A 25,736-nucleotide genomic window follows, 5' to 3' on the forward strand; every position below is an offset into this window, starting at 1 on the left:
GGCGCAGGCCGCCGGACTGCGCGAGCGGCGTCACGTCGACCTCCGCTGGCAGGCGAGCGCGATGTGTTCCGGGGACCGTCCCGTCTGAGGCCTCCCGCGCGGGGCCCGTCCCGCCCATCCGGAGCACGTCAGCCGTGCCCCACGACAGACCCGCCGTCCCCACACCCCCCGGCGAGCGCCGCACCGGCACCGCCGCCGTCGTGTTGCAGACGATCCTCGACCACGGCCCGGTCGCGCGCAGCACCATCGCCCGCGGCACGGGCCTCAGCAACGCTGCGGTGAGCAGACAGTGGGCCGAGCTGGCAGGTCTGGGCCCGATCCGCGAGCGCCCCGTCCGTCCGCCACGCAGCGTGGGCCGCCCGCACGTGCCGGTCGACCTCGACCTGCGCCACCACGTGGTCGTGGGTGTCCACATCGCCCTGCTGCACTGGACCTTCGTCCTCGCCGACCTGCGTGGGCGGGTGCTGGCCGAACACCGCACCCCGCACGCCGACCCGAACCCGGAACGGGTGCTCGCCGACATCGCCACCCGCACGCCCGGCCTGCTCGCCCGGCACCTCGGCGCGGCGTCACCGGTCGGGATCGGAGTCGCGACGGGCGGCTGGGTGAATCCGGCGAGCGGCACCGTCGTGCGGCACAACCAGCTCGGCTGGAGCGAGGTCGCCGTGGCCCCGGTCCTGGAGCAGGCCCTCGGCCTCCCGGTCCGGGTCGAGAGCCATTCCCGCGCGCTGGCCCGTGCCGAACAGCTGCTCGGGCACCACCGTGGCCGCGCCCGGCGCAGCCTCGTCCACCTGTTCGTCGGGAACGTCGTCGACGCAGCCATCGCAACCGGGGACACGGTGCTGCACGGACCCCGGTCCGCCGCGGGCGGCGTCAGCCATCTCCCCGTGGGGATGTGCCGGTGCGGGCGGGTGGGCTGCGTCCAGGAGACGGTGCCGGACCGGTCGGTGGCCGCCACCGCGGGCAGGCCCTTCACCGCGGTGCTGGCCGCGCTCGAGGAGGGCCGGGACTGGGCGGTCGAGCTCGCTCGGGACCGGGTGCGGCTCGTCGCGCACGTCGTGGCCCTGCTCCTCGACGTGATCAACCCCGAGGTGCTCGTGGTGTCCGAGGCGGGGATGGCACGCAGGCCGGCGCTGCTCGGCGACCTCCACGCCGAGGTGGCCCGGCTCTCGCACGCCCGCCCGGACGCGGAGCGCGCCGTGGTCGCGGGGTCCTTCGGCACGGGCACGCTCGGAGTGTCCGCGGGCGCCGTCGTGCTCGGCGAGGTGTACCGCCATCCATTGTGGATAGGCTCACGTTCGGCCGTCCCACAAAGCGCGGGCCGCGGGCTTCGGCCGCGACCCCGAGCACGTCAAGGGGCTGCCCGGGATCAGCCCGTTCATCGAGGGGCCCGAGGCGGCGGCGCAGGCCCTGGAACGCGAGTTCGACGAGCTCACCGTGCCGGCCCACGGCCTGCACCAGCTCGAACGGATGGTGGGCGCCCCACTCCGCGACATCGACCTCGACGGGCCGGTCCCGCTGGAGCTGTTCGCCGACGCCGGGGACGTCACCGACAACCGTCGCAGCCGGCGCCAGCTGGTCGCCGGGATCGTGCAACGGGAGCGACCGAACGTCCGACGGCTCCTGCACCGGCTGGCGGGCGCCCGCGGACACCGGGTCGCGGCGGGCACCCCGGAGCAGATCGCCGACACCGTCGAGGAGTAGTTCACCTCCGGCGCCGCGGACGGGTTCAACGTGATGCCTCCCTCCTATCCCGGCGGCTTCGACGTCTTCGTCGAGACGGTCGTGCCGATCCTGCGCGACCGCGGGCTCTTCCGACGCGAGTACACGGGCACCACCCTGCGCGATCACCTCGGCCTCCCCCGGCCCGCCAACCCGTGGAACCGAGGCGAGGAGCGCGTCGGTGAGCGCGTAGGAGCGCCTCGTCAGGACCGGCACCGTCGCCAGAGTGTGACGGCGCGCTCGTCGGCGCCGAGTCCGCCCGGACGACCACGCCGGTCGACGAGGCCGCCGGGCCGGCCGCAGAGCTGGTCGCCATGGCCGCGCACGACAGCGGCGCCGGAACCGACAGCTGAACGCCCGGGCTCAGCCGGTCGGGGCGATGAGGCCCCGGGATCGCGGACGAACGAGGGGTAGGCCCAGATTCTCTCGCAGGGTCGTCCCGGTGTAGTCGTCCGCGACGATCCCGCGGCGACGCAGCTCGTGGAGCAGGCCGTCCACCACGAACTCGTGCTGGCGGGGATCGGCCAGGCCCTGCAGCGAGATGACGTCGATGACGCCGGCTCGGAACCGTTCCTCGACGGCGTCGGCGAGCTGTTCGGGGGTACCGGCCGCGGCCCAGTGCCCGGTGTCCTGCGCCGCGACCACGAGCTCGCGCAAGGTGTACCCCTCCCGGACGTAGCGGGCGAAGATGCCCACCCGGCCGCGGCGCCGGTTCACTGACCGGACGTCGGGCAGCAGGGACTCCGGGATCGGGGCGTCGAGCGGCAGCTCGGCCAGCGCGGCGAGCTCGATCCCGCCGAGCATGTCGGCCACCTGTGCGCGGCCGCGGTCGAAGTCGATCGCCTCGCGCCGCTCGCGCACCGTGCGCAGGGCCTCCTCCTCGGTGGCCCCGTAGGTGGCGTGGAACGAGCTGAAGATCAGCGGCAGCCCGCCGGGACGCCCGAGCCTGCCCGCCTCGGCGCGGATCGCGCGGGTGAAGTCCAGTGCGATGTCCAGGGTGGGCAGCGAGGTGAAGACCACCTCGGCGTAGCGCGCCCCCAGTGCCCGACCCGCCTCGGACTGCCCGGCCTGAATCTGCACCGGCCGCCCCTGCGGCAGCGGCGGGATGTTGAGCGGGCCTGCCACCTCGAAGAACCGGCCGGCGTGGTCGATCGGGTGCACCCGGTCGGGGTGCAGCACCGCGCGGCCGTCCGGGCCGCGGGTGAGCGCGTCGGCCTCCCAGCTGTCCCACAGGGCGTTGACGACCTCCAGGGTCTCGGCGGCGCGGGCGTACCGGTCCTCGGGGCTGGGCAGCCCACCGGGCCCGAAGTTCTCCTCGCCCAGCGACGAGGTGACGAGGTTCCAGGCCGCGCGCCCCTTCGACACGTGGTCGAGCGTGCCGAACAGGCGAGCCAGGTTGTACGGATGGTGGAACGTCGTCGAGACGGTCGCGATCAGCCCGATCCGGGAGGTCACCTGGCTCAGCGCCGACACGAACACGAGCGGCTCCTGTGACCCGATCGCGCCCTGGGCGCCGAAGCGGAGCAGGTCCGCGGTGAACAGGGCGTCGATCCGGGCGGCCTCGGCGAGTTCCGCGACCCGCACCGCGGTGTCCAAGGTGGACCGCTCGGGGTCCAGGGCGAGGTCATAGGTCTCCGCGACGCCGCCCGCACCGGTCACCGTGCGGAGCGTGCGGGGCGGACGGGCGCTCACCGGGACTTCCAGGCGTCGTGCAGCTGGATGCGGGAGGAGGCGTCGTAGGTGATGCCGTGCACCGACGAGGCCACGCCCAGCACCGTGGTCAGCTCGACGACCGGGACGTGGAACCGCTGCTCCAGCAGGGTCCGCTGGGCCTGCTCCACGATCTCGGCTCGCTTCGCCGGGTCCGGCTCCCCGGCCTGGGCGATCAGCAGGGGCTCCAGCGCGGTCTCGGGGAGACGATAGTTGTTGGCGCCGGCGACGGAGAAGGAGCTGCGGAGGATGTCCGGGTCCGCCCGGGTCAGGTTGCCCCAGAGCGCGGTGAAGTCGCCGCTCTGTTGGATCGTGGGCACCTGGCTGATCTGCAGCTCCTGCACCTGCAGGTCGATGCCCGCGGCCTTCACCTGCTGCTGCAGCAGCTCCAGCGTCGGCTTGTTGCTCGCCGCGTTGCTGGCGAACGCGAGCGGGATGGTGAGCCGCTGCCCGTCCTTGACGCGGATGCCGTCCGCACCCGGCACCCAGCCGGCCGCGTCGAGCACGGACCCGGCCTTCGCCGGGTCGAACGCGACGAGCGCGGACTGGTCGGCGTAGCCGGGGGTGGTCGAGGAGAGCACGCTCGTCGCAGGCTTCGTCTGCGAGGTATAGACCCCCGCCACCACCTCCTGGCGGTCGATCGCCAGCGACAACGCCTCTCGAACCGCCGGATCGGACACCACGGGCTTGCTCGCGTTGAAGCCGATGCCGAAGGCGATGCCCGGGTTCGGCCGGGCCAAGAGCTGCGCGCCCGCGCCGGTCAGCGGCGCCTCGTCCTGCTGGCCGATGTTCCCGATGGCGTCGACCTCACCCGACTGTAAGGCGCCGGTGCGCACGCCGGACTCCGGCACGATCCGGAACTCGACCGTGTCGAGGTAGGCCTCGCCCGGGTGCGCGAACAGCGCCGAACCCCAGTCGTAACCGGGGCGCTTGGCCAGCGTGAGCGAGGCGTTCTTCACGTACTCCCGCAGGGTGAAGGGCCCGGACCCGATCGCGGACGCGCAGCGGTCGTCGTCGGACTTGGCGACCGTCGCCGGGGACAGGATGCCCAGGCTGTGCGTCGACGTGCCCTGGAGGAACTGCACGTTCGGCTGCTGGAACGAGACGGTGAACCGGGTCGGGGACTCGACAGTGGTGCCCGCATAGCCGGCGAGGTAGCCCTTCGGCAGGGTGCCGCGGGCGCCGATCTGCGGGATCCGGTCGAAGTTGGCCTTGACCGCGTTCGCGTCCAGCGGGGTGCCGTCGGAGAAGGTCACGCCCTCGCGCAGGGTGAAGGTGTAGCTGCGCGCGTCCTGCGAGGTCTCCCAGGAGGTGGCGAGCCAGGGCTTGAGCTCCCCCGTCTGCGGGTCCTGGTCGGTCAACGAGTCCACGATCTGGCGCAGCGAGTAGATGGAGTCGTTGCTGCCGACCTGCTGCGGGTCGACACAACCCGCGTCGCTCGACACGGCGAACCGGAGGGTGCCACCGGGCTGCGGGGGTCCGGCGTCCGCAGCGGAGTCGGTCGCCGACGAGGCGCAGGCGGCGAGAGCGAGGGTGGCCGCGGCGAGGAACGCGGGCACGAGGGCACGGCTGGATCTTGCGGACATGACGGTCCTTCGGTCGTGCGGTCTGGGGCGAGCCGTGGTCAGCCCCGACAGCACGCCCCCGACGTGCGCACGAAATCCACGTGGCGGCGCCGCGCACCGACGAACATCCTGTCCTCCATCGTCCCGGGCGGTAGCACCCGCACCCGAGGTCGGGGGGTTGCTGCGGCGTCGTCGAGCCAGGTCTCTCGGCCGCTCTGGATGGGCACCTCGACACAACCCGGGCGGTGCGCCGATGTCAAGACGGAGTGACGATCACCGTACGGTCACCGCGGAGCCGGAACGTCGTGGAGGAGACCGTCATAGGGACGACCGGATCCAGCCCGAGGTGGGGCAGCCGTCCTTCACCCGCGTCGGCGACCTCGCGATGGTCGCGTTCGTCCCTGGCCGCGATTCGGCCCTCGGCAGCTGCCGCGGAGGTCACCGGCGCCCCACAGTGCGGTGGTCGGATCGGCTGATCCGATGCTGGACCCATCCGAGCAGAGCCTCCCCCTGCTCGCGCTGGAACCGACGCAGCCGAGGCAGACCGGGCGGAGACGGCCGGCGCGCCGCGTCGAGGAAGTAGCCGACGAAACCCGCCAACACCGCCGTGAGATCGGCGGGGTCGATGCCCCCAGTCGTCGGCAGCGACGACAGGAGCGCGTCGACGTCATGACCGCCGTGACGCTCGACCTCGATCAGCAAGAGCAGGGTGTCCAGCCAGACCGGACCCGCGCACGCCCACGGCCAGTCCACGAACACAGCCCCGCGCTCAGTGATCAGGATGTTGTCCGCCCGCAGATCGGTGTGGACGAGCGTGCGCGCACCGTCTCGAGCGAGGACGTGCCGGGCCCGCTCGGACAGCGCACACAGCGTGTCGAGGGACTCGACATTGGAGCCGTCGGCCGCCAACCGATCGGCCCCGCGCAGGTCATGATCGAGAGCTGCGCCGGCATCCGGTACATCGACGACCGGACACGGCGTGGCGGCGAGCGTGGTCAGAGCGCCTAGCACCGTGTGCAGGTCGTCGCCCTGCCAGGGCAGGCATGGTGGGCGACCGTCGACGTCCTCCTGGACGAGGACCACCCAGCAGTCGACCTCAAGCACGCCGAGCAGCCGCGGCACCGGCAGCCCCTCCGGCAACTGCGCACAGATCCGAGCCTCCGCTCGATGCATGGCCGGCGTATCCGGGTTCTGCTCCGCCGACACCGCCTTCACGAAAGCCCGACCGCCCTTGGCAGTCCTCACCCGGTCGGCCGAGCCCGGCGAGAAGCCACCCGCCTGCGACCACGCATGCGTGACAGCAGCCCCGAGTAGCTCACCGACGCCGCGCCGGACCACTGCCGGCAGATCAACCCAGCACAGCCGGTGTCCTCCCGAAGCGACCACACCGCCACACTGACAGACGGCCGCCGGTCCCACGACCGAGTTCGGCTGCACGCGTCGCAGGCCCGGGGCGCGCGCCGGAGGTCGACCACCGGAGCGAGAATCCGCTGCCGGCCCGCACAATCGCCTGCATGACCGACGTCCCCGACCCCGAGAGCGCCCGATCACCCTCGAGCGGCGGCGCATGCGGGCCCTCATCCTGGTGACCTCTCGTACCTGTCGAACCGAGCGGACCGCGCTCAGAATCTCCCTCTCAGGTGCCTCCGGACCTGGTCAGTAGGGTCGCCTCTCGTGGACAGCCGCTCTCGCTTCCTCGACCTCGCCCTGCAGAACCCCGTCATCGTCGCGGTCCTGGAGCGCGCACCGGCCTTGGGCGTACCGGACTGGTGGCTCGCAGCCGGGGCGCTCTCCCAGACCGTGTGGAACGTCCTGCACGGCCGCGACCCCGGTGCAGGCATCGCCGACTACGACCTCGTCTACTTCGACGACACCGACTTGTCCTACGACGCCGAGAACACCGTGATCGGCAGAGCGACCGAGGTGCTCGGCGACGTCGCCCCGTCCCTCGAAATCCGCAACCAAGCCCGCGTCCACCTCTGGTACCAGACACACTTCGGCGAGCCCGGCCTGCGGTTCACCAGCAGTACCCACGCGATCGACCACTTCCCCACGACCACCACATCGGTAGGACTCTCCCGCACGGCCGGCGGCGAGTTCACCGTGTACGCGCCCTTCGGGCTCGACGACATCCTCGCCATGCGGGTCCGCCCGAACCCCCGACTCGCGCCCCGCACCGTCTACGAGACCAAGACCCGACGGTGGAAGGCCGAGTGGCCGAACCTGCTGGTCGAACCCTGGCCCGAGCCCGACGACCGGGCCGGCTGACGTGGATCGAGACCACGTGGACTCGTGCTGTGGCGCGGCCGATCGCCGCGCGCCGGCGCTGCCGGCCCCGAGCTGGAGCAGGCGCCGTGCGGCCGGCTCACGCCTGCCGCGTCCGAGCCCCGTGAGTCACTCGTCGCCACCTCCGGCATCGTTCGTCACAGCAGGCCCCGACCTCACCCACGCCCTTCCGGGCTGTCACGCCAAGCACGGGCCAGGAGGTCCTGTGAGGCGATCCGGTCCCGGTGGTCATGGGTGATCGTGGTGACCAGCAGCTCGTCGGCGCCGGTCACCGCGGCCAGCGCGGTCAGCTTGCTGCGGACGGTGTCCGGCGACCCGACGATCTGGGTCCGGACCCGGTCGTCGACCAGCGCGCCGGCCTCGGCGGACCACGGGTAGGCGCGGGCGGCGGCGGAGTCCGGGAAGGGGATGGCGCCCGCCCCGCACCGGATGCTGTGCACCCAGGGGCCGTATCCGGCGGCGAGGTCGCGGGCCGTCGCGTCGTCCGGTGCGACGACGACGTCCGCCGAGACCATGACGTAGGGCTCCGCCAGGCGCGCGGACGGCCGGAACGCCTCGCGGTAGGCGGCCACCGCGGACAGCACGGTCCCGGGGCTGACGTGGTAGTTCGCGGCGAACGGCAGGCCGCGCTCCCCCGCGACGATCGCACTGTCCCCGCCGCTGCTGCCCAGGACCCAGGGTTGGACCGCGGCGCCCTCGCCCGGCATCGCGTGCACGTCGACGCCCTCGGCGGTGCGGTGCTCCCCCGCCAGCAGCTCCAGGACCGCCGAGACGATCCGGTCGTAGGCGGGCGGCTCCCCACCCGGCTGGCGCAGCAGCTCGAGCTGAGCCCGGATCCGTGGCCCGCGCAGCACCGCGGACGGTGAGAAGGGCCGCGGGATCAGCACGCCGTCGACCACCCGCTCCTCGGCTGCGGCCGGCTCGGTGTGCGTGCGCGGGCCGCCCGACCGACCGAGGCCGAGGTCGATCCGGCCGGGGAACAGCGCGTCGAGCACGCCGAACTCCTCCACCACCGACAGCGGGGTGCGGTGCCCGGTCTGCACGGCTCCGGACCCGACTCGGATGGTCGACGTGGCCGCCGCGACCGCGCCGATCAGCAGCGGTGGCGAGGCGCCCGCCACCCCGGGGTTGAGATGGTGCTCGGCGAGCCAGAACCGGTCGTAGCCCGCCCGCTCGGCGTGGCGGGCCAGGTCGACGGTGTTCGCGATCGCCTGTGCCGCAGTGGATCCGGCGGAGATCGGGGTGAGGTCGAGCACGGACAGCGGGATGTCAGGCATCGTCGAGCCCCCGGGTGCGCAGGCTCGACAGCGCGTCCGCCTGCGCCCAGGCCTGGTCCGCAGAGTCCCGGGTGATCACGTGCGGCCGGATCCCGAACCGCGAAGCCTGTCCGCGGTCTGGGGCGAGCTCGCGGCGCCGCGCGGACAAGCGCTCCGGCGCGCTCATGCGGGCGGGAGGTCGAGGTGCTCGCGCAGGGTCGTGCCCGCGTACCCGGTGCGGTACACGCCGCGATCCTGCAGGGCCGGGACCAGCCGGTCGACGATGTCGTCCAGCCCGTCCGGGGTCAGGTAGGGCGAGACGTTGAACCCGTCGACCGCGCCCTCGCGCACGAAGTGGGCGAAGCGGTCCGCGAGCCCGGACGGGGTGCCGACGTGCCCGCGCTGCGGGCCCAGCGCGATCACCGTCTCCCGCAGGCTGAGCCCTCGCGCCTCCGCCGTCTCCCGCCACCGTCGGACGATCGCGTGCCGGTCCTGCCAGCGCCTGCTGCCCATCTCCCCCGTCTCCTCCGGGACGACCGGGTCCTCGGTGGGCAGCGGACCGTCCGCGTCCCGACCGGTGAGATCGAGACCCCAGACCTGGCCCGCGATCGCCAGCGCGGTGGCCGGCGTCACCTGGTGGAGCCGCACCCAACGGGCCTTCTCCTGCGCCTCGGCCTCGGTGTCGCCGAGGATGATCTCGGTGCCGGGCAGGATCCGCAGCGCGTCGGGCGCCCGGCCTGCTGTCCGCAGCCGGCTGCGGATGTCCTCGGCGAAGGTCAGCGCGTCGGTGAAGTCCGACCCGTGGGCGCTGAAGATCACGTCCGCGTTGCGGGCGGCGAAGTCTCGGCCCTCGGCGGAGTCCCCGGCCTGGAAGATGACCGGGCGGCCCTGCGAACTGGGCGGCACCAGCGGGGTGATCTCGACGTCGAACTGTGTCGTCAGGGCCGTGAGTGCCTTGGGGTCCGGCTCCCAGCCGGCCCAGATCCGCCGCGCGATCGTGAGGAACTCCTCCGCGCGCACGTAGCGGTCGGCGTGGTCGAGGTAGCCGCCGCGGCGGAAGTTCTCCCCGGTCCAGGCGTTGTCGGTGGTGACGACGTTCCAGCCGGCCCGGCCCTGTGACAGCAGGTCCAGCCCGGCCAACCTGCGGGCCAGGTCCGCGGGCTCGTTGTAGGTCGTGTTCTGGGTGGCCACCAGGCCGATCCGGCTGGTCAGCCCGGCCAGCGCGGCGAGCTGGGTGATCGCGTCCGGCCGGCCTGCGACGTCCAGGTCGTGGATGCGCCCACCGGACTCCCGCAGCCGCAGGCCCTCGCCGAGGAAGAAGGCGTCGAACAGGCCGCGCTCGGCAGTGGCGATCATCCGGCGGAAGGACGAGAAGTCGATCTGCGACCCGCTCTGCGGGGCGTTCCAGATCGTCCAGTGGTTGACGCCCTGGAAGAACACGCCCAGGTGCAGCTGCCGCTCGCTCATCGGACCGTCTTGAGGAACCGGTTCGCCGGCCTGCCCAGGCCGAGCGTGGAGCGCAGCGACGAGCCGGGGACGGGCCGGGTGGCGATCCGCCCGCGGAACAAGCCGGGCAACACGCGCGCGGACAGCTCCGGCAGGTCCTCGTCGAGCACCGCCGGGTGGATCCGCACCCCGTCCGCCACCCCGGCGAGCTCGGTGAGCAGCGTGACCAGGCCCGCAGGCGGACCGGCGTAGCGCAGCCGGGCACCCGGCTCCCAGCGCAGGTGTGCGTCCAGCTCCGCGAGCCGCTCCGCGGCGGACCGGGCGGGCGTGTCCAGGAGGACCTCGAGTTCGACGAACCGCAGCCCCGGCCGAGGAGCCGTCACCGGCTCCGGTCGGCCCTCGACGAGCTCGACGTCGGCGAGGCGGGCGGGCAGCAGACCCGCGGGCGCGAGCACCACGACCTGCCCCTGCGGCGGCCGCGGAACGATCGCAGGACCCTTCACCGAGTAGGTCTCGCCCACGAAGTCGATGTAGTGGATTTTGTCCCGGTCCAGGTAGCGGCCGGTGTCGACGTCCCGGATCGCGGCGTCGTCCTCCCACGAGTCCCACAGATCACGCGCCACCCAGACCGCGTCCCGGGCCTCGCGGCGCAGCGCCTCGGCCCCCTCGACGAGCGGGCGCCCCCAGGCCCGTGCCGCCGCCGGGTCGGCGGTGGTCCCCACCAACCATCCCGCCCGGCCGGTCGCGGCGAAGTCCAGGGACGCGAGCTGCGAGGACACGTGGAAGGGCTCGTGGTAGGTCGTCGAGAGCACCGGGACCAGACCCAGGACGCTGGTGTGGACCGCTGCGAAGGCGGAGCGCTCCACGGCCCCGATCCGGGCGACCGGGCCGACCCCACCGGGCGGGAGCAGCGAGTCGTCGAACGTGGCCAGGGTGAAGCCCGCGTTCTCGGCGACCTGGACCACCGCGCGGACGCGCTCCGGGGCGAGTAGCGCCGCCGGCGCCCGGGACGCGCGGCGCCACGCGGCGGGATGGGCACCTGCACCGTCCAGCTCGACGGCAAGGTGGAACGTACTCACGAGAACACCCTGTCTTCCACATCGGTGACGAGGTCGGCGAGCAGCCGACCGAGTGCCGGGGCGAGGGAGAAGCGGTGACCGGCGAACCCGGCGCCCACTGCCACCGGACTCGCGCCGGCGAGCACGACCGCCCCGTCCGGGCTGGTGGTGTAGGTCCGGTCGTGGGGGTCGGGGGTCGCAGCGACCCCCGGGAACCACCGCGTCGGGACCGGCGCGGTCACGTTTCCTTCCCGCCCGATCTCGACTCGCCCGTCCGGAAGTGGGAGGGTGTACTCCACTGACCCGGCGATGTGGCGTGTGACGACGGGGCCCGACGGCAACCCCGTCACGTGCAGAACCCGCTCCTGCACCAGCCCCAGCGGCGGCAGGACGACGCGGCCCGCCACCAGACCGATCGAGGCGGCCCCGACAGTGGCGACCACCCGACGCGCCCGGACTGTCCCGCCCTCGGTGCGGATGTCCACCCGGTCCGCGCCGCGCACGTCAACCGCCTTCACCGTGGTCCGGTAGCGGATCCGCGCACCCCACCCGACCGCGGCGGCGGCGAGCGCGGCGACCGCCTCGTCCGCCGCCAGCCGCCCGGTCCAGTCCCGGCGGTGCAGCACCGGGCCCTCGAACTCCCGGCCCGGCCAGCGGACCGCCGCAGCTCGTGGCTCCAGCCACTCGACTCGTCCGCCCCGCACGGCCGCGGCCTCCGCCAGGGCCGCCACGACCGCCCGATCCCCGTGGTCGACGGCTCCGGTCACCGTGAGCAGGCCCGCACCGGTCTCCCGCTCGAGCTCGCGCCACCAGGACCAGGCCTCGGCGGCGAGCGCCGGATCCCCGTCGCCGACGCGGCGGTACTGCGGGACGCCGGTGCGGCCGTGGCCGGGGCCGAACCGCTCGAGCACCAGGACGTCGTGTCCACGGCGGGCGAGCTGCCAGGCCGCGGCGGCGCCGGCCACCCCGGCCCCGACGACGACGATCTCAGCCGACTCGGCGGGGCGGGGACAAGGAGTACGGGGACGGGGAACCAGTGACATGGCACACCTCGGAGCAGAGGGGACGAGACCGGACGACATCGACCGCTCAGCCGCAGAGGTCCGCCCGCATCCGGCAGAGGTCGAGATGCCACCGCCGCGTCAGCAGGGTTGCCTCGCCCCCGGCTCGGCTCCACATCGCGTGCTCCCATCGCACCCGGCGGTAGCACCCTGCACGCGCGGTGCGGGTTGCTGCGGCGTCGACGAGCCGGGTCTCTCGGCCGCTCTGGATGGACGCTTCGTACTCAACCCGTCGCTCACCGCCGCTGTCAAGAGCATGAACGCGCAACCGAATGTCCGGTCAACGCGCCCGGGCACTGCGGCTCCAGCCCGTGTGTGCTGCGGAGGCGTGAGGTCGCACCCCAGGCCCGGACGGTGCCGGCCCGGGCAGCGGTGACGGTGCCGGTCACCCGCCGCCGTCCCGGCCGCCGACCACCCCGGCCGCCGCTGCCGTGGGTGGCGAGGTCCAAGGCGGCGGACCCAGGTGGGAGGGTCGAACTGGCGGTCATGACACCTCCGAGGGGATGCGTCGGTCGAAGGTCGAGGCCGCGGCGGACAGCACCGTCGCGGCCACGGTGAGGACGACGGCGATGCCGAAGGCCGCGACGAGCCCGATCCGAGGGTGGGTAGCGCTCGCGACGACGCCGGTGCAGGCCGCGATGCAGACGGTCGACGAGATGCGCTGGGCCACCTGGAAGAAGCCCGCGGCGAGGCCGTGGGCGCCCGGCGGGGCGAGTGCCAGGGTGAGACTCTGGTTGGGGGCCGTGACGAGCCCACCCGCCGCGCCCGCGAGCAGTTGACCCGCGGCCAGGGCGAGCGGGAGAGCCTGCTGCGGCAGCGTGAGTAGGGCGGCGACCGAGCCCGTCAGGACCGCCGCCAGCAGGCCGAGCGCCCAGGTCACCGAGAGACGCCCCCAGCGACCCACGACCCGCCAGCCGACCGCCGAGGTCACCCCCATCGCGACGGCCGAGGGCACCAGACACAGCCCGGCCACCAGTGGCGAGAGCCCGAGCCAGTCCTGCAGGGACAGGGTCAGCGCCACGCTGAGGCCGAGCGCTGAGCCGAACCAGCACATCGCGACCAGCGTGCCCAGGACGAACCCTCGCGAACGAAGCAGGGTGGGCGCCACGATCGGTACCCCGCCGCGGGCGCCGAGCCTGCGCTCCCACAGCACGAGGCCCCCCAAGGCCGCGACCGCGAGGGGAAGCCAGATCGCGGGCCACCCGGCGCCGGCGACGGGCAGCAACACGCCGAGAACCACCAGCGAGAGCAGCGCGACGCCGGGCAGGTCCAGGTCGACCCGCCGCTCTCGCGCGGGCCGAGCGAACGAGAGCGTGCGCAGTGCTACCGCACAAGTGAGTAACCCGAACGGAATGTTCACCGCCACGACGAGCCGCCAGCCGAGCCCCGGCCCGGCCACCGCGAGCAACACCCCGCCGATGAGCGGGGCGACGAGCCCGGACAGTGAGGCGACCGCCGCGTAGGCACCGAGCGCCCGGGTGCGGGCGGACCCGCGGAAGTGGTCCTGGATCAAGGCGATGACCTGCGGGTTCGCCGTCCCCGCCCCGACGCCCTGGACGACGCGGGCCAGGATCAGCATCCACGGGGCGATCGCCACTGCGCCGACGAGCGTAGCTGCGGAGAACAGTGCCAGGCCGCCGACGAGCAGCCGCTCCCGGCCGAGGAGGTCCCCCAGCCTGCCGGCGGGCACCAACGCCAGCCCGAAGGTCAGCGAATAGACCGCGAGGATCCATTGCAGGTCGGTGGCGCCCGCACCGAGGTCCGCCGCCAGCGATGGCACGGCGACGGTGAGGATCGCCTGGTCGATCAGTGTGGCGAAGCCGGTGCCGAGGCAGATCGGAAGGACCGCCCGGGAACGGACCTCCTGCCCGGTCACCGACCCGCGTCCGAGGTCGTCCCCACTCGTCAGCGCAGCCGCGGGATGCGGCTCGGTACCGACCAGGCCGCGGGCAGGTGCCCGGCGACCTCGTCGGCGATCGGCTCGCTGGGCGCCGCGACGGCGTGCACCGGCCGGGCGCCGTCGACGAGGAAGTCAGGAGAATCGAGGAGCCGGTCCCCGATCTCGGTGAGCCGGTGGTCGTAGGTGAACGGCAATGACACGAATTCTCCCTGCTGACAGGCTCGGGACGGGCGACGAATGACCGGCAGAGCGCGGCCTGCGACAGAGGTCCACCTGCCGCCACCTCGTCCATAGACCGGACGCGCGGCACGGACCAGGTGTCTAGCCGGGGATTCGCCACCCGGACGACTCACCCCCGCCAGCAGCCATCACCGCGACGCCCCCTCGCCGCCGCGGGTCCGGTGAGCGCGGGGAGCCGTCAGCTGCCGACGGGCAGGGGCGCGCGGCTCCAGTCGTTCACGAACTCCAGGCCGCTGCGAACGAACAGCTGGGTGACCGGGCAGCGCCGCTCGGTCTCGGCGACGAGCCGGGCGAACTGTTCCTCGGACGCGTCCGTCTCGACGGAGGCCCGGACCTCGACCCGGTCGAAGTTGGCGTTGCCCTCGGCCCCGCCGACGAGGACCGCGGTGTCCAGGTCGCCCTGGATGTCGAAGGTCCACGCGCCGAGGGTGATGCCGAGGTCCTTCGCGACGAGGCTCGCGGTGACCTGGTTGCAGGACGTCAGGGCCCCAAGGGCGTAGAACAGCGGGCTCGGCGCGGAGTCCGAGCCGCCGAACGCCGGGTAGGCGTCCGCATGGAAGACGTGGCCGGCGTCCCCGGCGGCGGTGAGGGTCTGGGCGACCCCGGTGCCCTGCGCGTGGACGGCGAACGGAACGACGGTGGCCTTGGGCTGCAGTGCCATGGGTGTGCCTCTCGGGCGAGTGGTGTCGGAACGGGTCGAGGAACCGCGTCTCAGCGACAGCCGCACGAGGTGATCCGGCACAGGTCGACGTGACGACGACGCGTCAGCCTAGCGGTGATCACGATGTCGAGCCTGCGCGGCGCCACCCCGCGTGTCAACCCGAACCTCCACGACGAACGTCTCTCCTTCCCTGGGCTCATCGCAATCGCCGTGTACGAGCCCGCGGCCGAGTTCATCTACTTCATCGGCTTCACCTACCTGTCCACGACTGGGTCCAACCAGCCCGGCGAGGTCACCACCGTCCTGGCCGGGCTCGTCGTCCTCATGCTCGCCCTGTTCGCGATGCCCGCGCTCATGAAGTTCTTCTCCTGGTCGGGCACGCAGATCGGCGGGCAGGGCCCGGTCGGCCCGCAGATGCTCGGCGCCCTCGGCGCCGCTGCAGCGCTTCCGATGCGTACCCGCGCCGTGCAGCGTTCCGCGGCACAAGCCGCCACCGGCCCGGGTCCGCGCGGCTCCCGCCCCCGGGGAGGGGGACGCACCGGAAACCAGTCAGCGCCCGCCGTCATCACGGTCCAGCCAACCAGCACACGCCGACCATTGCTGCACTGACGCCTCCGCGCTCGACCACTTCGGTCAGGCCTCGTGCAGCACGGCGCTGCACGACAACGCCCTCAAGCGAAACAGAGCCTGTAGCCCTCCTCATCGGAAGGGCCACAAGCGATGCAGCACGCCCCATCTCTCACCGCTCCCCCGACTCGGCTGGCTGTCGCCGGGGTCTCCGGGGGCGTCGGCACCACCGCCGTCGCCGTCTCGGTTACCGGCATCGACGCGCGCGTCTTCACCGGCCGAGCCGCCGACGTCCTCGTGTGCCGCACGACCACCGAATCCCTTCTCCGCGCCTCCCGCGCGGCAGCGTTCCTCGGCCAGCGGTTGGGTGCTGTCGCGGTCAACTCACTCGACGGACACCGACCATCACGCCCGATCGCGGCGCGGATCCGATTGTTGGAAGGCTCGGCCACCACGGTCGTCGTCCCGTTCGTTCCCGCGCTGCTCGCCGCCACCGACCCGCACGCCCTGCTGCGCTCCGCCTTACAGACCCCGGAGTCCGACCTCAGCAGGCCGCTTCGGCAGTTCCTGAGCGCCATCCGGAAGCTGACTGACGCCACGCGCCAGCGTCCCATCGAGGCTCGGGCACCTCGGACGGTCATCGCAACACCTCGGCCGCGAGGATTGACGCGATGAGGGGCCTGCCTGCCGGGGTGCCCAACCCGGCGCCCATCGCTCCCCCGGGCTTGGCCGGGATCGCCGACCAGATCCTCGGCTGGCTCAAGTGGGGTGTCCTCGCCGGCGGCGTCGCCGGCCTGCTCATCTGCGCCGCGATGATCATCTGGGGGCGTCGCAACCGCTCCGCGACCGCGATGGAAGGCCTCGCTGGCTCGGCCTGGGTGCTCGGCGGGCTCGCCCTCGCCTCGGTCGCGGCGGTGCTCGTCGGCGCCTTCCAAGTCTGATGACGGCCTACAGCCAGCGCGGCCGCTCCGGCACCCCGTGGCTGATCGTCGCGCTCCTCGCCCTGACCACGGCCACGAGCGTCGCGCTCATCGGGGTCCTGTTCTGCCTCGACACCCGCCCGGAATCCGCCTGCCCCGTCCATGTCCAGGAAGGATCACCATGAGCGCCGCACCTCCGGTGGACTGCGGGATGTTCGACGTGTCCTGCCAGACCGCCCAGGCCGTCGAGTCCGCGTTCGAGGGCGTCACCCGTTCCATTGCCGAAGGCGCCGCCGACCTGATCGTCCAGACCTCGACCTGGTGGGCCACCTCCGACAGCGTCGACCCCACCGACCCGGTCGTCGTCACCGCCCAAGGCGCCACACGGCAGATCGTCCTCGCGATCCTCGTCGGCTCCGTCCTCGTACAGGCCACCCGCCTCGTCATCTCACGCAAGGCCGAGCCGCTGGCGATGGTGGCGACCGGGCTCGTGAGGTTCCTGATCGTCTCCGCGCTAGGGCTCACCCTGCTGCACTTCGGGCTCCGCGCCGGGGACGCATTCAGCCGCGACGTCCTCGACGACGCCACCGGCCGGTTCGCCACCTTCATGGAACAGCAGCTCGCCCGCGGGGAGATCGACAACGTCATGGTGACGCTGCTGGTGTCGCTGCTCTCGGCGGTCCTGTCCTGCGTCCAGTGGCTGCTCATGATCATGCGGCAGGCAGGGCTGCTCGTCATGGCCGCGATGCTCCCGCTCGCCGCGTCCGGATCCCTGACGCGCTCCACCCGCGGCTGGCTGGGCCGGCTCATCCCCTGGATCCTCGCCGTCGGGATCTACAAACCCGCCGCGGCGTTCATCTACTACATCGGGTTCTCCTACCTGTCCTCCTCGGCCACCCGGGTGTCCAGCCAGGTCGCCGTCCAGCTCTCCGGGGTCATGGTCCTGCTCCTCGCCGTCCTGGCCATGCCCGTCCTGCTCAAGTTCTTCGCCTGGACCGGCGGCCAGATCGGCGGCTCCTCCGGCGGGTCCGCGGTCCTCGCGGCCGCGGGTGCGCTGGCGATGACCTCCGGCGCCCGCAGCGCGGTCGAACGCGCGCGGCAGCAGGAGCTGACCGGGCCCGGTAGCGGTACTCCCCCACCTCAGGGCGCCGTCCCGACCGGTGCTGGGATGGTGCATCCGGTGGCGACCGCGGCCGTGCTCGGCTCCCAGATTGTCGGGATGGCGGGGCGCGGCATGACCGGCGACGGCCGGGAGTCCCGGTGAGCGGCGACGAGGCCGGCCCGCGGCTGTACGGGAACTGGCGCCCCGAACGCGGATGGGGCATCGGGTCGCTGTCGACTGGCGTGACGATCACCCTGTTCCTCGCGCTGCTCGCCCCGCTGCTGGCGCTGTCGACTGCCCCGATCTCCGCGCTGCCCCTCGCCGTCGCGTCCGCGCTGGTGATGGCCGGGATGCTCGTCCGAGTCGGCGGCTCCACCGCCGCCGAGTACCTGACCCGGGTCACGCGGTTCCGCCGGGCCCGCGCCGCCGGCTGGACCGAGCTGTCCGGGGGTCTGCTGACCGACCACCCCCGAGGCGCCGACCTCCCCGGTGTTCTCGCCCCCGTCGTCCCGGTCGAGACCGACGACGGCCGTGGTTCCCGGCAGTGCCTGCTGTGGGATCGCCGCAGCGGGCGGCTCTCCGCGGTGCTGCGGTTGTCCCCGGTCGGGCTCGACCTCGCCGACCCCGATCAGACCGACGTCTGGGTCGCCGGGTGGGGCTCGCTACTCGCCGACCTCGGCTACCACCGCCTGGTCACCGGCCTGACCGTCACCATCGACACCGCCCCCTCGGGCGGCACCACCATCCGCCAGCACGTCGCCCAGTCACTGGACCGCGCCGCCCCCGCGGTCGCCCGCCGGATCCTCGACGAGCTCGTCGCCGCCACCCCCGCCACCGCCGCGGAGATCGACGCCCGCGCCACCATCACCGTCGACCCCCACCGCGCCACCCCGCGCCCCACCGACCTCGTCGAAGCGTGCGTCGAGACCGTCCGCGGGCTACCGGCGATCGAGAACGGGCTCGCCTCCAGCGGCGTCGCCGTCCTCGGCCGCGCCGACACCGGCTACCTCCTCGGCCGCATCCGCGCCGCGTTCGACCCGACGGCACGCCCGTGGCTGTCCACCGATGACGAGCTCACCCGCTGGGCCGACGCCGGGCCCGTCGCCGCCACCGAACGCTGGGACAGCTACCGGCACGACTCCGGGATCTCCGTCACTTGGGGCATGCGCGAAGCACCCCGCCAGTCGGTCGCCGCCCGAGTCCTCGCCCCGCTGCTCGCCCCGGGACAGTTCCCGCGCCGGGTCACCCTGGTCTACGAGCCCTACGCCGCCGAGCAGGCCGCCGCGAAGGTCGAAGCCGAGATCACCAGCGGGCAGATCCGCCGGGCCTGGGCCGAACGCACCCGACGCGACGAGACCCAACGCGACCGCGACGACCGCAGCCGCGCCCTGCAGTCCGCCCGCGAAGAAGCCGAAGGCGCCGGCGTCGGCCGCTTCACCCTCTACGTCACCACCACCGTCACCGACGAACGCGACCTGCCCGCCGCCGTCGCCGACGCCGAGAACCGCGCAGGCCAGGCCAAGATCCGCCTCCGCCGCCTGCGCGGCACCCAGGCCGCCGCCTTCGCCGTCGCCCTCGGAATCGGTGTCGCCCCCACCGACAGCACCCGCCGCCGCTGAGGAGGAAACCCCCGTGATCCCCAAACGCCTCGGCTGGGCCGTGCCCGGCGGCGGTCGCGCCGCCGGCATCGAGCCCGCCACCCGCTACACCGCCACCACCAGCCAGGTCTGCGGCCTGTTCCCGTTCGCGATCTCCTCCGGCACGACCGTCCACGGCGTCCCCCTCGGCCGGCACATGCACACCGCCGAGCCGCTGGGCCTTGATCCCGCCGAGTGGCTGCGCACCGGACTCGTGTCCAACACCGGAGTGTGGGTACAAGGCCAACCGGGCATCGGGAAGTCCTCGATCACCAAACGCATGCTCGTCGGGCTCGTCGGCTACGGCATGACCGCCGTCATCCCCGGCGACGTCAAAGGCGAGTACAGCGCCCTGGTCGACGCCCTCGGCGGCTCGGTCTGGCGCATCGGCCGCGGCGCACACTCCCTCAACCCCCTCGACGCCGGCCCCCTCGCCGCCACCCTTGCCGCCGCCGTCGGGACCGAACGGGAGCGGATCGCCGAGACCATCCGAGCCCGCCGCATCTCCCTGCTCGAAGCCCTCACCACCATCGTGCGCGGCGCGGACATCTCCGTGACCGACCGCCGCCTGCTCGGGGCCGCGCTCGACGCCGTCACCGCCGTCCGCGACACCACCGAGCCGCTCGTCCCCGACGTCCTGCACGTCCTCGCCGTCGGCATGGACGACCTCACCCGCATCGCCGCCACCGAGAGCGGCGCCGACTACCGCCGGACCACCCGGGATCTCGTCAACACCCTCGGGCTGCTGTGCGAAGGCAGCCTGCGCGGCATCTTCGACCGCCAGTCGACCGTCCGCGCCACCCCCGGCTCCCCCGCCCTGTCCCTGGACCTCTCCGCCCTGGACGAGGAGGACGACGACGCGGTCGCCGCGGCGATGCTGTGCTCCTGGGCCTGGGCCGCCGGCGTCACCGACGCCGCCACCAGCACCGGCACCCGCCGCAACGTCGTCCAGGTCCAGGACGAGCTCTGGCGCGCGCTGCGCGTCGCGCCCGGGCTCGTCGAACGCTCTGATCGCATCACCCGGCTCAACCGCCACCGCGGCATCGTGTCTTTCCAGGTCACCCACTCCCTCGACGACCTCGAAGCACTCCCCACCGAAGCCGACCGGGCCAAAGCCCGCGGTATGGCCTCCCGCAACGGCATCCTCATCCTCGGTGGGATGGCCGAACGAGAGCTCGACGGGCTACGTCGCATCACCACGCTGACCAGCGGTGAAGCCGCGCTCATCACCTCCTGGGCCGCGCCACCCACCTGGCACTCCGGTCGCGCCCACCCCGGCCGCGGCAAGTACCTGATCAAGTCCGGGGAGCGCATCGGGCTGCCCGTCGAACTGACCCTCACCCCCACCGAGACCGGCCTCTACGACACCGACTCCGCGTTCCAGCGCCAGGACCGGTCATGACCCGCGACATGGCCGGACCGGTCTCGGTGATCGCGCTCGTCCTCGGCTCCGCGCTGCTGTCCGGGAACGTGTGGTTCGCCCTCTCCTACCTCGCCGCCGCCGAAGACGGCACCTGGACCGCGCCGGAATGGACACCCCTGCTGTGGGCGCAGGTCGCGGTCCACTGGTCCGCCGACGGGATGCCAGCAAACGTCGATCTCCCCGTGTTCGTCAGCATCCTCACCGCGTCCATGCTCCTGGAGATCGGCGCCGCGGTGATCCTCGTGCTCCGCTTCCGGCCCTTCGACGACCCGCAGCGGCGAGGACTGCTGCGACGCCGGGAGCTCGGCGACCTCAGCGGACGAGCCGCGGACCAACGTGCACGAAGCCTGCGTGGGCTCCCCACCCGCGAACCGGTCGCCGACTCCGACCGGGGTATCCGGCTGCTCGAGGTCGCCGGCCGCGACGTCTGGATGTCCTGGGAGGACGTCGCGCTCGTCATCATGGGACCTCGCTCCAACAAGACCTCGGCCATCGCAGTGCCCACCGTGCTGTCGGCTCCCGGACTCGTGCTGGCCACCTCGAACAAGGCCGACCTGTGGGCGTTGACCTCCGGGCTACGTGCGCAGGTCGGGCCGGTGTGGACGTTCGATCCTCAGCAGATCGCCCACGCGCGCCAGACCTGGTGGTGGGACCCGCTGCGGGCCATCCGCGAGGCCGACGACGCCCACCGCTACGAGGCCGCCACCCGACTCGCCGGCCACTTCATGGGCACCATCGGTGGCCAACGCCGCGACCCCTTCTTCCACGCCGCCGGAGAACAGGTCCTCGTCGGCACGCTCCTCGCCGCCGCACTCTCCGGCGGCAGCCTGCGCGAGGTTCTGCACTGGCTGCAGTACGGCCGCCGCGACGCCATCTCCGCCCTCGACCGCGCGGGCGCCGACGTCGAGGCCGCCGACCTCGAGGCCTCCCTCGCGGGCGCCGACGTCACGGCCAAGGGCATCTTCCAGACCGCCCGCACGGCCACGAAGTCCCTGACCTCCGAACGGATCCTGCGCTGGGTCACCCCACCCCACACCTGGCGGAGGCCCGGCGACGACACCTACGCCGAGCTCGACCCCTGGGACCTCGTCATCGACAGCGAACACCACCCCGTGACCGCCCACCTGCTGTCCAAAGAGGGCGCCGCGACCGCGGCACCCGTCGTCGCCGCGCTCGTCGACCGCGTCCTCGAGGTCTCCGAGCTCCGTGCCCAAGCCGCAGGCGGGCGGCTCGAACCACCGGTCGTCGCCGTCCTCGACGAGGCCGCGAACATCTGCCCCATCCAGGCACTCCCCCAGCTCTACAGCCACTACGGGTCCCGCGGCATCCAGGTCCTCACCATGCTGCAGAGCTACCAGCAAGGCGTCGGAGTGTGGGGCAACCAAGGCATGGACGCGCTCTGGTCCGCCGCCACGATCAAGCTCGTCGGAGCCGCCGTGGACGACCACGCCTTCCTGCAGAAGGTCACCGGCCTCATCGGCGACCACGAGGTCCCCAAGGTCTCGACCACCCACTCCCGCGGCAGCGGCCTCAGCCGCCAGATCTCCCACGCCCGCCAGCCGCTCCTCCCTCCCGACGTCCTGCGCGCCCTCGACCGCGACCACGCCGTCCTCTTCAGCACCGGCCGCCGCCCAGCCCTCGGCCGCCTGCGCCCCTGGTACCGCGAACAGATCGGCCACGACATCCGCACCTACGCCGACCAGGCACTGCACGAACTCCGCGCCGCAGCCGCACGAACCCTGCCCACCCACAAGGACCGCCCCGGTGACTGACCTCGACGACCTCCGCGCCCGCATCGAACGCCTCGAAGGCGTCACCGCCCACCACACCGACCTGCTCGACGACCTCGTCAACGGTGTCATCGGCCCCCGCCCCGAACCCACACCCTCCCCACCCGCGCCACAGCCCTCCAGAGCCATCGACCCCGAGGACCTCGCCGCCTGGGTCCAACGGCACGTCACCTCGGTCATCGCCCGCCCGATCCGCGGCGAACTGCGCTGGTGCCCCCGCTGGTGGGAGCACGCCGAAGCCCTGTTCCGCTTCGAAGCACTCCACCGCGCGTGGACCGAGCTCGGCGGCGAACCCGGGACCGCCCTGTCCGTGTGGATCCGCGACCACCTCGACCCCTGCCTGCGCGAGCTCCTCTCCCCCACCGGCCCCTTCGCCGACTGCGACCTCACCGAACGATTCGGCATGCGCGGCGACCACCTCCCGCTGAGCACGCTCCACACGGTGCCCTACCGCAGCTGATGCGCCTCGCGACTGGGATCGGCGGCGTCCTGATGGCCGGGATGCTCGTGCTCGTCATGGGCCTCGCCGGCCTGACCGGAGGCCTACTCACCCAGCCACCGGCATCCGGGATCGCCGTCGACCGACTGCCGACGCTCGCGCGGCAGCTGCTTCCCGACGTGGAACGGATCGTCGCGGCAAGCTGCCCGGAGCTCCCCGTAGTGTGGGTGCTCGCGCACGTCCAGGCCGAGAGCTCCTGGAGACCGGAAGCCTTCCGCGGCGACCGCAACGGCGGCAGCGCCGGGCTCTACCAGCTCAACCAGCAGAACTGGATCCTCACCGGCGGCACACCATGGGCATCGACCCCGCCGCCCGCAGACGCCGACGTCCTCCAACCCGTCGACCACCTCACCCGCGCGGTCCCCTGGGTCTGCCAGAACCTCCGCACGATGACCGCGCACCTCGCTGCCACCGGCAAGCCCACCAGCCCACTCGACGCGATGCTCGTCTGCCACATCGCCGGATGCAGCCGCGTCGCCGACTCCGCCACCGGAGTCCCGCAAGCAGGCGAAGCAGGCTGCGGCGCCGACTGCGCCGAGCTCATCCAGAACTACATCGCCGCCGTCCACCAGCTGGTCGAGACCTACTCCGCACCCGCCGGACCAGCCTCGATCGCCGGGCTCCGAGCACCCGCACCGTTCACCGGGCCGTCAGCGGGCTGCACAGAGGACGACCCGACCACCACTGGCTGCCTCACCTCGCGAACCAAGGACCTCTACGACGAACTGATCGCAACCTTCGGCCCACCCGGCCCCGATCACCCCATCCGTTCCATCACCTGCTGGGACCAACACGCCTGGAACCCGACCAGCGACCACCCCAAGGGCAGAGCCTGCGACATCTTCCCCACCCGAGCGGGCACCTTCCCCCAAGGTGCCAAGCTGCAGGTGGGGTGGGCCGTGGCCACCTGGCTCCGCACCCACGCCGACGTCCTCGGGATCGACTACCTCATCTGGCAAGGCCGCTACTGGTCCAGCCAGTCTGGCGACGTTTCCGGCGAATGGGGAACGCGATACACCGGCAGCGGGATTTACGACACCTCCAATGCCACCGGAGGTCACTACGACCACCTGCACGTCTCCGTGCGTTGACCCGGAACACCGGCTGGCAGGGTCTGAATCGGAGCGGAGCTGCTCCAGACTCGCCTGAACTGGCCGCTCGCTTTGGGAGCGAGGGGCCGCCGCCGGTTCAAATTCCGCCATGCCGAACAGGCCAGGCCGGTACTGGTCAAGTCCGCTGGCGTGGTGTGTGACGACTACCGCGTGATCTTCTAGTTCTGGTTAGGCGCTGAGCCCCGGGATTGTGTCGGTGGCGCTCACCTCCTCGTCGCTGCTGGCGGTGTCGGGGACTGCGGAGGCGCGGGAGCGGGTGAGGACCTCCAGGCCGAGGTAGCGGCGACCTTCGAGCCATTCGTCGTGCTGTTCGGCGAGGACGGCGCCGACGAGGCGGATCAGGGAGTCGCGGTCGGGGAAGATCCCGACGACGTCGGTGCGGCGGCGGATCTCGCGGTTGAGCCGCTCGCTGGGGTTGTTCGACCAGATCTGGCGCCAGACCTCCTTCGGGAAGCTGGTGAAGGCCAGGACGTCGGCGCGGGCGGTGTCGAGGCGCTCGGACACCTTCGGCGGTTTCTCGCAGAGGGCGTCGAGGACGCGGTCGTACTCCGCGTGGACACTCGTCGCGTCGGGTTGGTCGTGGACCGAGTGCAGCAGCGCCCGCACCGACGGGGGACGGCGTCGGGGTCGCTGCCATCAGGTGGGCCGCGCAGTACGTTCTGCAGCGTGGCCAGGCTGCGCCGGGCAACGTCGCCCCGATCGCCTGGACGAGTTCGGCGTGGGCGTCAGAGGTGACCAGTCAGACCCCGGTCAGACCGCGAGCGGTGAGGTCGCGGAAGAACCCGAGCCAGCCGGCGCCGTCCTCGGCGGAGGTGACCTGCAGGCCGAGGATCTCCCGGTGGCCGTCGGCGTTCACGCCTGTGGCGAGCAGGGCGGGCGTCGAAGTCGCGGTGGCGGTAGCCGTTGCGGGTGTTCGTGCGCGCGTCGCTGCGCTCGCCCCAGGCGGCGCCGCACACCGCGTCGGCGTCCGCAGATATGAGGGTGTTGATGAATGTGGTCAGCATCTGACGCGGCAGGTCCGGGCTCGCCTGGGATAGCTGTTCGTAGAGGAACTCGGCGGGGATGCTCCTATGGGCTGTCAAGCGAAGCGAGCCCATGCGGGAGTGCGCGGTAGACCTCTCGCGCGACGTAGCGTTTGAGGCAGCGCATGATCTCCTTTGTCCGCAGGCTCTGCGCGCGGCGACGAAGGACGTAGTCCCGGGTCCGGGGCTGACTCGTCTCGTCGAGCACGACTGTCATTGCGGCGGGTGGGAGCCACAGAGCATGATGCTCAAAGCGATCTCCGGAGGGCGTCTCGACGTCGATCAGGCTGACCCTTGCCCACTCGCTGCGATAGACGTCGCGGCTGCTGCGGGCTGCCCAAGGTGCTCCTGTCGCAACCCGAGGGTAACTAGTTCTGGGCCCGAGTCTCGGACCGCTTGACAACCCTCCGGACCTGGACGAGCGCCCAACGTGGAGCATCGAGATGCGACATCATGCGAGGGCTGGAGGATCTCCGCGTGTCGACGGAGCTGCGCATCCATGCCTTGCTGTTGGAATAAACGATGCAGGTCGACATACTCGACATGTGCCCCCAGATGACCGACCACCATCTAGCCTTCAGGACATACTCCGCCGTCGCAGTGGAAACTTTGTTGGTCGAGCTGAGCAGACGCGGGAGTATCGGGAGAACATAACTCGCGGCGTTGACGAGGACGACCGGGTCTTCCTGTACAGCATCACAGGTCAAGCCGGTGTCGGAAAATCCTCTTTAATGCGTCAGTTCTTGCGAACTGCCGAGA

Annotated in this window: 25 protein-coding genes, 2 pseudogenes and 2 riboswitches; of the genes and pseudogenes, 13 read left to right on the forward strand and 14 right to left on the reverse strand. The window is 72.4% G+C overall.

Annotation, left to right across the window (positions count from 1 at the left end; genetic code table 11):
• Nucleotides 1-128: 128 nt before the first annotated feature.
• Nucleotides 129-557 (reverse strand): hypothetical protein, encoded by a 429-nt coding sequence (locus tag BLS43_RS31395; RefSeq protein WP_245707858.1) that lies wholly within the window; start codon nt 555-557, stop codon nt 129-131.
• Here BLS43_RS31395 and BLS43_RS31400 point away from each other — a divergent pair.
• Both BLS43_RS31400 and BLS43_RS31405 read left to right on the forward strand, forming a co-directional pair.
• Nucleotides 462-1,133, forward strand: a pseudogene (locus tag BLS43_RS31400) (ROK family protein); the annotation flags it as partial. The gene BLS43_RS31395 and the pseudogene BLS43_RS31400 sit on opposite strands and share 96 nt — an antisense overlap.
• Nucleotides 1,134-1,437: 304 nt before the next feature.
• The gene (locus BLS43_RS31405) at nt 1,438-1,704 is read left to right on the forward strand and encodes a hypothetical protein (RefSeq protein WP_245707859.1); all 267 of its coding nucleotides are present in this window, start codon (nt 1,438-1,440) and stop codon (nt 1,702-1,704) included.
• Between the two features lie 381 nt (nt 1,705-2,085).
• Here BLS43_RS31405 and BLS43_RS26770 read toward each other — a convergent pair whose 3' ends face one another.
• The 3 genes from BLS43_RS26770 to BLS43_RS26785 form a co-directional block, all read right to left on the reverse strand.
• Nucleotides 2,086-3,414 carry an NtaA/DmoA family FMN-dependent monooxygenase gene (locus tag BLS43_RS26770; RefSeq protein WP_093089485.1) on the reverse strand — a complete coding sequence of 443 codons (1,329 nt, stop codon included), beginning with the start codon at nt 3,412-3,414 and terminating at the stop codon, nt 2,086-2,088.
• The gene (locus BLS43_RS26775; RefSeq protein WP_093089486.1) at nt 3,411-5,018 is read right to left on the reverse strand and encodes an ABC transporter substrate-binding protein; all 1,608 of its coding nucleotides are present in this window, start codon (nt 5,016-5,018) and stop codon (nt 3,411-3,413) included. The genes BLS43_RS26770 and BLS43_RS26775 overlap by 4 nt, the downstream gene beginning before the upstream one ends.
• Nucleotides 5,019-5,130: 112 nt before the next feature.
• A riboswitch (SAM riboswitch) is annotated at nt 5,131-5,223 on the reverse strand.
• 212 nt (nt 5,224-5,435) lie between these two features.
• Nucleotides 5,436-6,578 carry an aminoglycoside phosphotransferase family protein gene (locus BLS43_RS26785; RefSeq protein ID WP_342741209.1) on the reverse strand — a complete coding sequence of 381 codons (1,143 nt, stop codon included), beginning with the start codon at nt 6,576-6,578 and terminating at the stop codon, nt 5,436-5,438.
• Between the two features lie 93 nt (nt 6,579-6,671).
• Here BLS43_RS26785 and BLS43_RS26790 point away from each other — a divergent pair, with 93 nt between their 5' ends.
• Nucleotides 6,672-7,265, forward strand: a complete 594-nt coding sequence (locus BLS43_RS26790) for a nucleotidyltransferase family protein (protein WP_093089488.1) — start codon at nt 6,672-6,674, stop codon at nt 7,263-7,265.
• 173 nt (nt 7,266-7,438) lie between these two features.
• Here the strand turns inward: BLS43_RS26790 and BLS43_RS26795 are convergent, their stop codons facing one another.
• The 9 genes from BLS43_RS26795 to BLS43_RS32190 form a co-directional block, all read right to left on the reverse strand.
• Complete coding sequence (locus BLS43_RS26795) at nt 7,439-8,560, reverse strand: LLM class flavin-dependent oxidoreductase (protein ID WP_093089489.1); 1,122 nt, start codon at nt 8,558-8,560, stop codon at nt 7,439-7,441.
• A complete protein-coding gene (locus BLS43_RS30265; protein WP_176921569.1) occupies nt 8,553-8,726 on the reverse strand; it encodes a hypothetical protein in 174 nt (57 codons plus the stop codon). The genes BLS43_RS26795 and BLS43_RS30265 overlap by 8 nt, the downstream gene beginning before the upstream one ends.
• Nucleotides 8,723-10,006: an NtaA/DmoA family FMN-dependent monooxygenase gene (locus BLS43_RS26800; protein ID WP_093089490.1), complete on the reverse strand. Its 1,284-nt coding sequence runs from the start codon at nt 10,004-10,006 to the stop codon at nt 8,723-8,725. The genes BLS43_RS30265 and BLS43_RS26800 overlap by 4 nt, the downstream gene beginning before the upstream one ends.
• Nucleotides 10,003-11,064 (reverse strand): LLM class flavin-dependent oxidoreductase, encoded by a 1,062-nt coding sequence (locus tag BLS43_RS26805; RefSeq protein ID WP_093089491.1) that lies wholly within the window; start codon nt 11,062-11,064, stop codon nt 10,003-10,005. Before BLS43_RS26805 ends, BLS43_RS26800 begins: the two co-directional genes overlap by 4 nt.
• Entirely contained in the window at nt 11,061-12,086 is a 1,026-nt protein-coding gene (locus BLS43_RS26810) for an NAD(P)/FAD-dependent oxidoreductase (protein WP_176921570.1), read from the reverse strand. Before BLS43_RS26810 ends, BLS43_RS26805 begins: the two co-directional genes overlap by 4 nt.
• A gap of 142 nt (nt 12,087-12,228) precedes the next feature.
• A riboswitch (SAM riboswitch) is annotated at nt 12,229-12,320 on the reverse strand.
• Nucleotides 12,321-12,588: 268 nt separating this feature from the next.
• Complete coding sequence (locus BLS43_RS26815; protein ID WP_143030238.1) at nt 12,589-13,980, reverse strand: MFS transporter; 1,392 nt, start codon at nt 13,978-13,980, stop codon at nt 12,589-12,591.
• A gap of 29 nt (nt 13,981-14,009) precedes the next feature.
• The gene (locus BLS43_RS26820; RefSeq protein ID WP_143030239.1) at nt 14,010-14,204 is read right to left on the reverse strand and encodes a hypothetical protein; all 195 of its coding nucleotides are present in this window, start codon (nt 14,202-14,204) and stop codon (nt 14,010-14,012) included.
• 218 nt (nt 14,205-14,422) lie between these two features.
• Nucleotides 14,423-14,905, reverse strand: a complete 483-nt coding sequence (locus tag BLS43_RS26825; RefSeq protein WP_093089495.1) for an OsmC family protein — start codon at nt 14,903-14,905, stop codon at nt 14,423-14,425.
• 50 nt (nt 14,906-14,955) lie between these two features.
• Complete coding sequence (locus tag BLS43_RS32190; RefSeq protein ID WP_425438579.1) at nt 14,956-15,051, reverse strand: putative leader peptide; 96 nt, start codon at nt 15,049-15,051, stop codon at nt 14,956-14,958.
• Here BLS43_RS32190 and BLS43_RS26830 point away from each other — a divergent pair.
• From BLS43_RS26830 to BLS43_RS26870, 10 genes are all read left to right on the forward strand, one after another.
• On the forward strand, nt 15,029-15,514 hold the full coding sequence (locus BLS43_RS26830) for a hypothetical protein (protein ID WP_143030240.1): 486 nt from the start codon (nt 15,029-15,031) through the stop codon (nt 15,512-15,514). The two genes, BLS43_RS32190 and BLS43_RS26830, sit on opposite strands and share 23 nt — an antisense overlap.
• 111 nt (nt 15,515-15,625) lie before the next feature.
• Nucleotides 15,626-16,147 (forward strand): hypothetical protein, encoded by a 522-nt coding sequence (locus tag BLS43_RS26835; RefSeq protein ID WP_093089497.1) that lies wholly within the window; start codon nt 15,626-15,628, stop codon nt 16,145-16,147.
• A complete protein-coding gene (locus BLS43_RS26840) occupies nt 16,144-16,413 on the forward strand; it encodes a hypothetical protein (RefSeq protein WP_093089498.1) in 270 nt (89 codons plus the stop codon). Before BLS43_RS26835 ends, BLS43_RS26840 begins: the two co-directional genes overlap by 4 nt.
• The gene (locus tag BLS43_RS30270; protein ID WP_176921571.1) at nt 16,413-16,577 is read left to right on the forward strand and encodes a hypothetical protein; all 165 of its coding nucleotides are present in this window, start codon (nt 16,413-16,415) and stop codon (nt 16,575-16,577) included. The genes BLS43_RS26840 and BLS43_RS30270 overlap by 1 nt, the downstream gene beginning before the upstream one ends.
• A complete protein-coding gene (locus BLS43_RS26845) occupies nt 16,574-17,656 on the forward strand; it encodes a TrbL/VirB6 family protein (protein ID WP_143030241.1) in 1,083 nt (360 codons plus the stop codon). The genes BLS43_RS30270 and BLS43_RS26845 overlap by 4 nt, the downstream gene beginning before the upstream one ends.
• Complete coding sequence (locus tag BLS43_RS26850; RefSeq protein WP_093089500.1) at nt 17,653-19,113, forward strand: SCO6880 family protein; 1,461 nt, start codon at nt 17,653-17,655, stop codon at nt 19,111-19,113. Before BLS43_RS26845 ends, BLS43_RS26850 begins: the two co-directional genes overlap by 4 nt.
• 13 nt (nt 19,114-19,126) lie before the next feature.
• Nucleotides 19,127-20,533, forward strand: a complete 1,407-nt coding sequence (locus BLS43_RS26855) for an ATP-binding protein (RefSeq protein WP_093089501.1) — start codon at nt 19,127-19,129, stop codon at nt 20,531-20,533.
• Nucleotides 20,530-22,326 carry a type IV secretory system conjugative DNA transfer family protein gene (locus BLS43_RS26860; protein WP_093089502.1) on the forward strand — a complete coding sequence of 599 codons (1,797 nt, stop codon included), beginning with the start codon at nt 20,530-20,532 and terminating at the stop codon, nt 22,324-22,326. Before BLS43_RS26855 ends, BLS43_RS26860 begins: the two co-directional genes overlap by 4 nt.
• Nucleotides 22,319-22,804, forward strand: a complete 486-nt coding sequence (locus tag BLS43_RS26865; RefSeq protein ID WP_218130026.1) for a DUF4913 domain-containing protein — start codon at nt 22,319-22,321, stop codon at nt 22,802-22,804. Before BLS43_RS26860 ends, BLS43_RS26865 begins: the two co-directional genes overlap by 8 nt.
• A 41-nt stretch (nt 22,805-22,845) precedes the next feature.
• Nucleotides 22,846-23,934, forward strand: a complete 1,089-nt coding sequence (locus BLS43_RS26870; RefSeq protein ID WP_143030242.1) for a VldE C-terminal domain-containing protein — start codon at nt 22,846-22,848, stop codon at nt 23,932-23,934.
• 189 nt (nt 23,935-24,123) lie between these two features.
• Here the strand turns inward: BLS43_RS26870 and BLS43_RS26875 are convergent.
• Nucleotides 24,124-25,037 (reverse strand): annotated as a pseudogene (locus tag BLS43_RS26875) (IS256 family transposase).
• Between the last annotated feature and the right edge of the window lie 699 nt (nt 25,038-25,736).

It is taken from the genome of Pseudonocardia oroxyli, assembly GCF_900102195.1.
Taxonomy (GTDB): domain Bacteria; phylum Actinomycetota; class Actinomycetes; order Mycobacteriales; family Pseudonocardiaceae; genus Pseudonocardia; species Pseudonocardia oroxyli.

Bases quoted from the DNA above. Each gene is read 5' to 3' on its own strand.
- BLS43_RS26775 (WP_093089486.1), bottom strand. From the start codon at position 5,018: ATGTCCGCAAGATCCAGCCGTGCCCTCGTGCCCGCGTTCCTCGCCGCG.
- BLS43_RS26785 (WP_342741209.1), bottom strand. From the start codon at position 6,578: ATGAGGGCCCGCATGCGCCGCCGCTCGAGGGTGATCGGGCGCTCTCGG.
- BLS43_RS26795 (WP_093089489.1), bottom strand. From the start codon at position 8,560: ATGCCTGACATCCCGCTGTCCGTGCTCGACCTCACCCCGATCTCCGCC.
- BLS43_RS30265 (WP_176921569.1), bottom strand. From the start codon at position 8,726: ATGAGCGCGCCGGAGCGCTTGTCCGCGCGGCGCCGCGAGCTCGCCCCA.
- BLS43_RS26800 (WP_093089490.1), bottom strand. From the start codon at position 10,006: ATGAGCGAGCGGCAGCTGCACCTGGGCGTGTTCTTCCAGGGCGTCAAC.
- BLS43_RS26810 (WP_176921570.1), bottom strand. From the start codon at position 12,086: ATGTCACTGGTTCCCCGTCCCCGTACTCCTTGTCCCCGCCCCGCCGAG.
- BLS43_RS26825 (WP_093089495.1), bottom strand. From the start codon at position 14,905: ATGGCACTGCAGCCCAAGGCCACCGTCGTTCCGTTCGCCGTCCACGCG.
- BLS43_RS26830 (WP_143030240.1), top strand. From the start codon at position 15,029: ATGTCGAGCCTGCGCGGCGCCACCCCGCGTGTCAACCCGAACCTCCAC.
- BLS43_RS26835 (WP_093089497.1), top strand. From the start codon at position 15,626: ATGCAGCACGCCCCATCTCTCACCGCTCCCCCGACTCGGCTGGCTGTC.
- BLS43_RS26840 (WP_093089498.1), top strand. From the start codon at position 16,144: ATGAGGGGCCTGCCTGCCGGGGTGCCCAACCCGGCGCCCATCGCTCCC.
- BLS43_RS30270 (WP_176921571.1), top strand. From the start codon at position 16,413: ATGACGGCCTACAGCCAGCGCGGCCGCTCCGGCACCCCGTGGCTGATC.
- BLS43_RS26845 (WP_143030241.1), top strand. From the start codon at position 16,574: ATGAGCGCCGCACCTCCGGTGGACTGCGGGATGTTCGACGTGTCCTGC.
- BLS43_RS26860 (WP_093089502.1), top strand. From the start codon at position 20,530: ATGACCCGCGACATGGCCGGACCGGTCTCGGTGATCGCGCTCGTCCTC.
- BLS43_RS26870 (WP_143030242.1), top strand. From the start codon at position 22,846: ATGCTCGTGCTCGTCATGGGCCTCGCCGGCCTGACCGGAGGCCTACTC.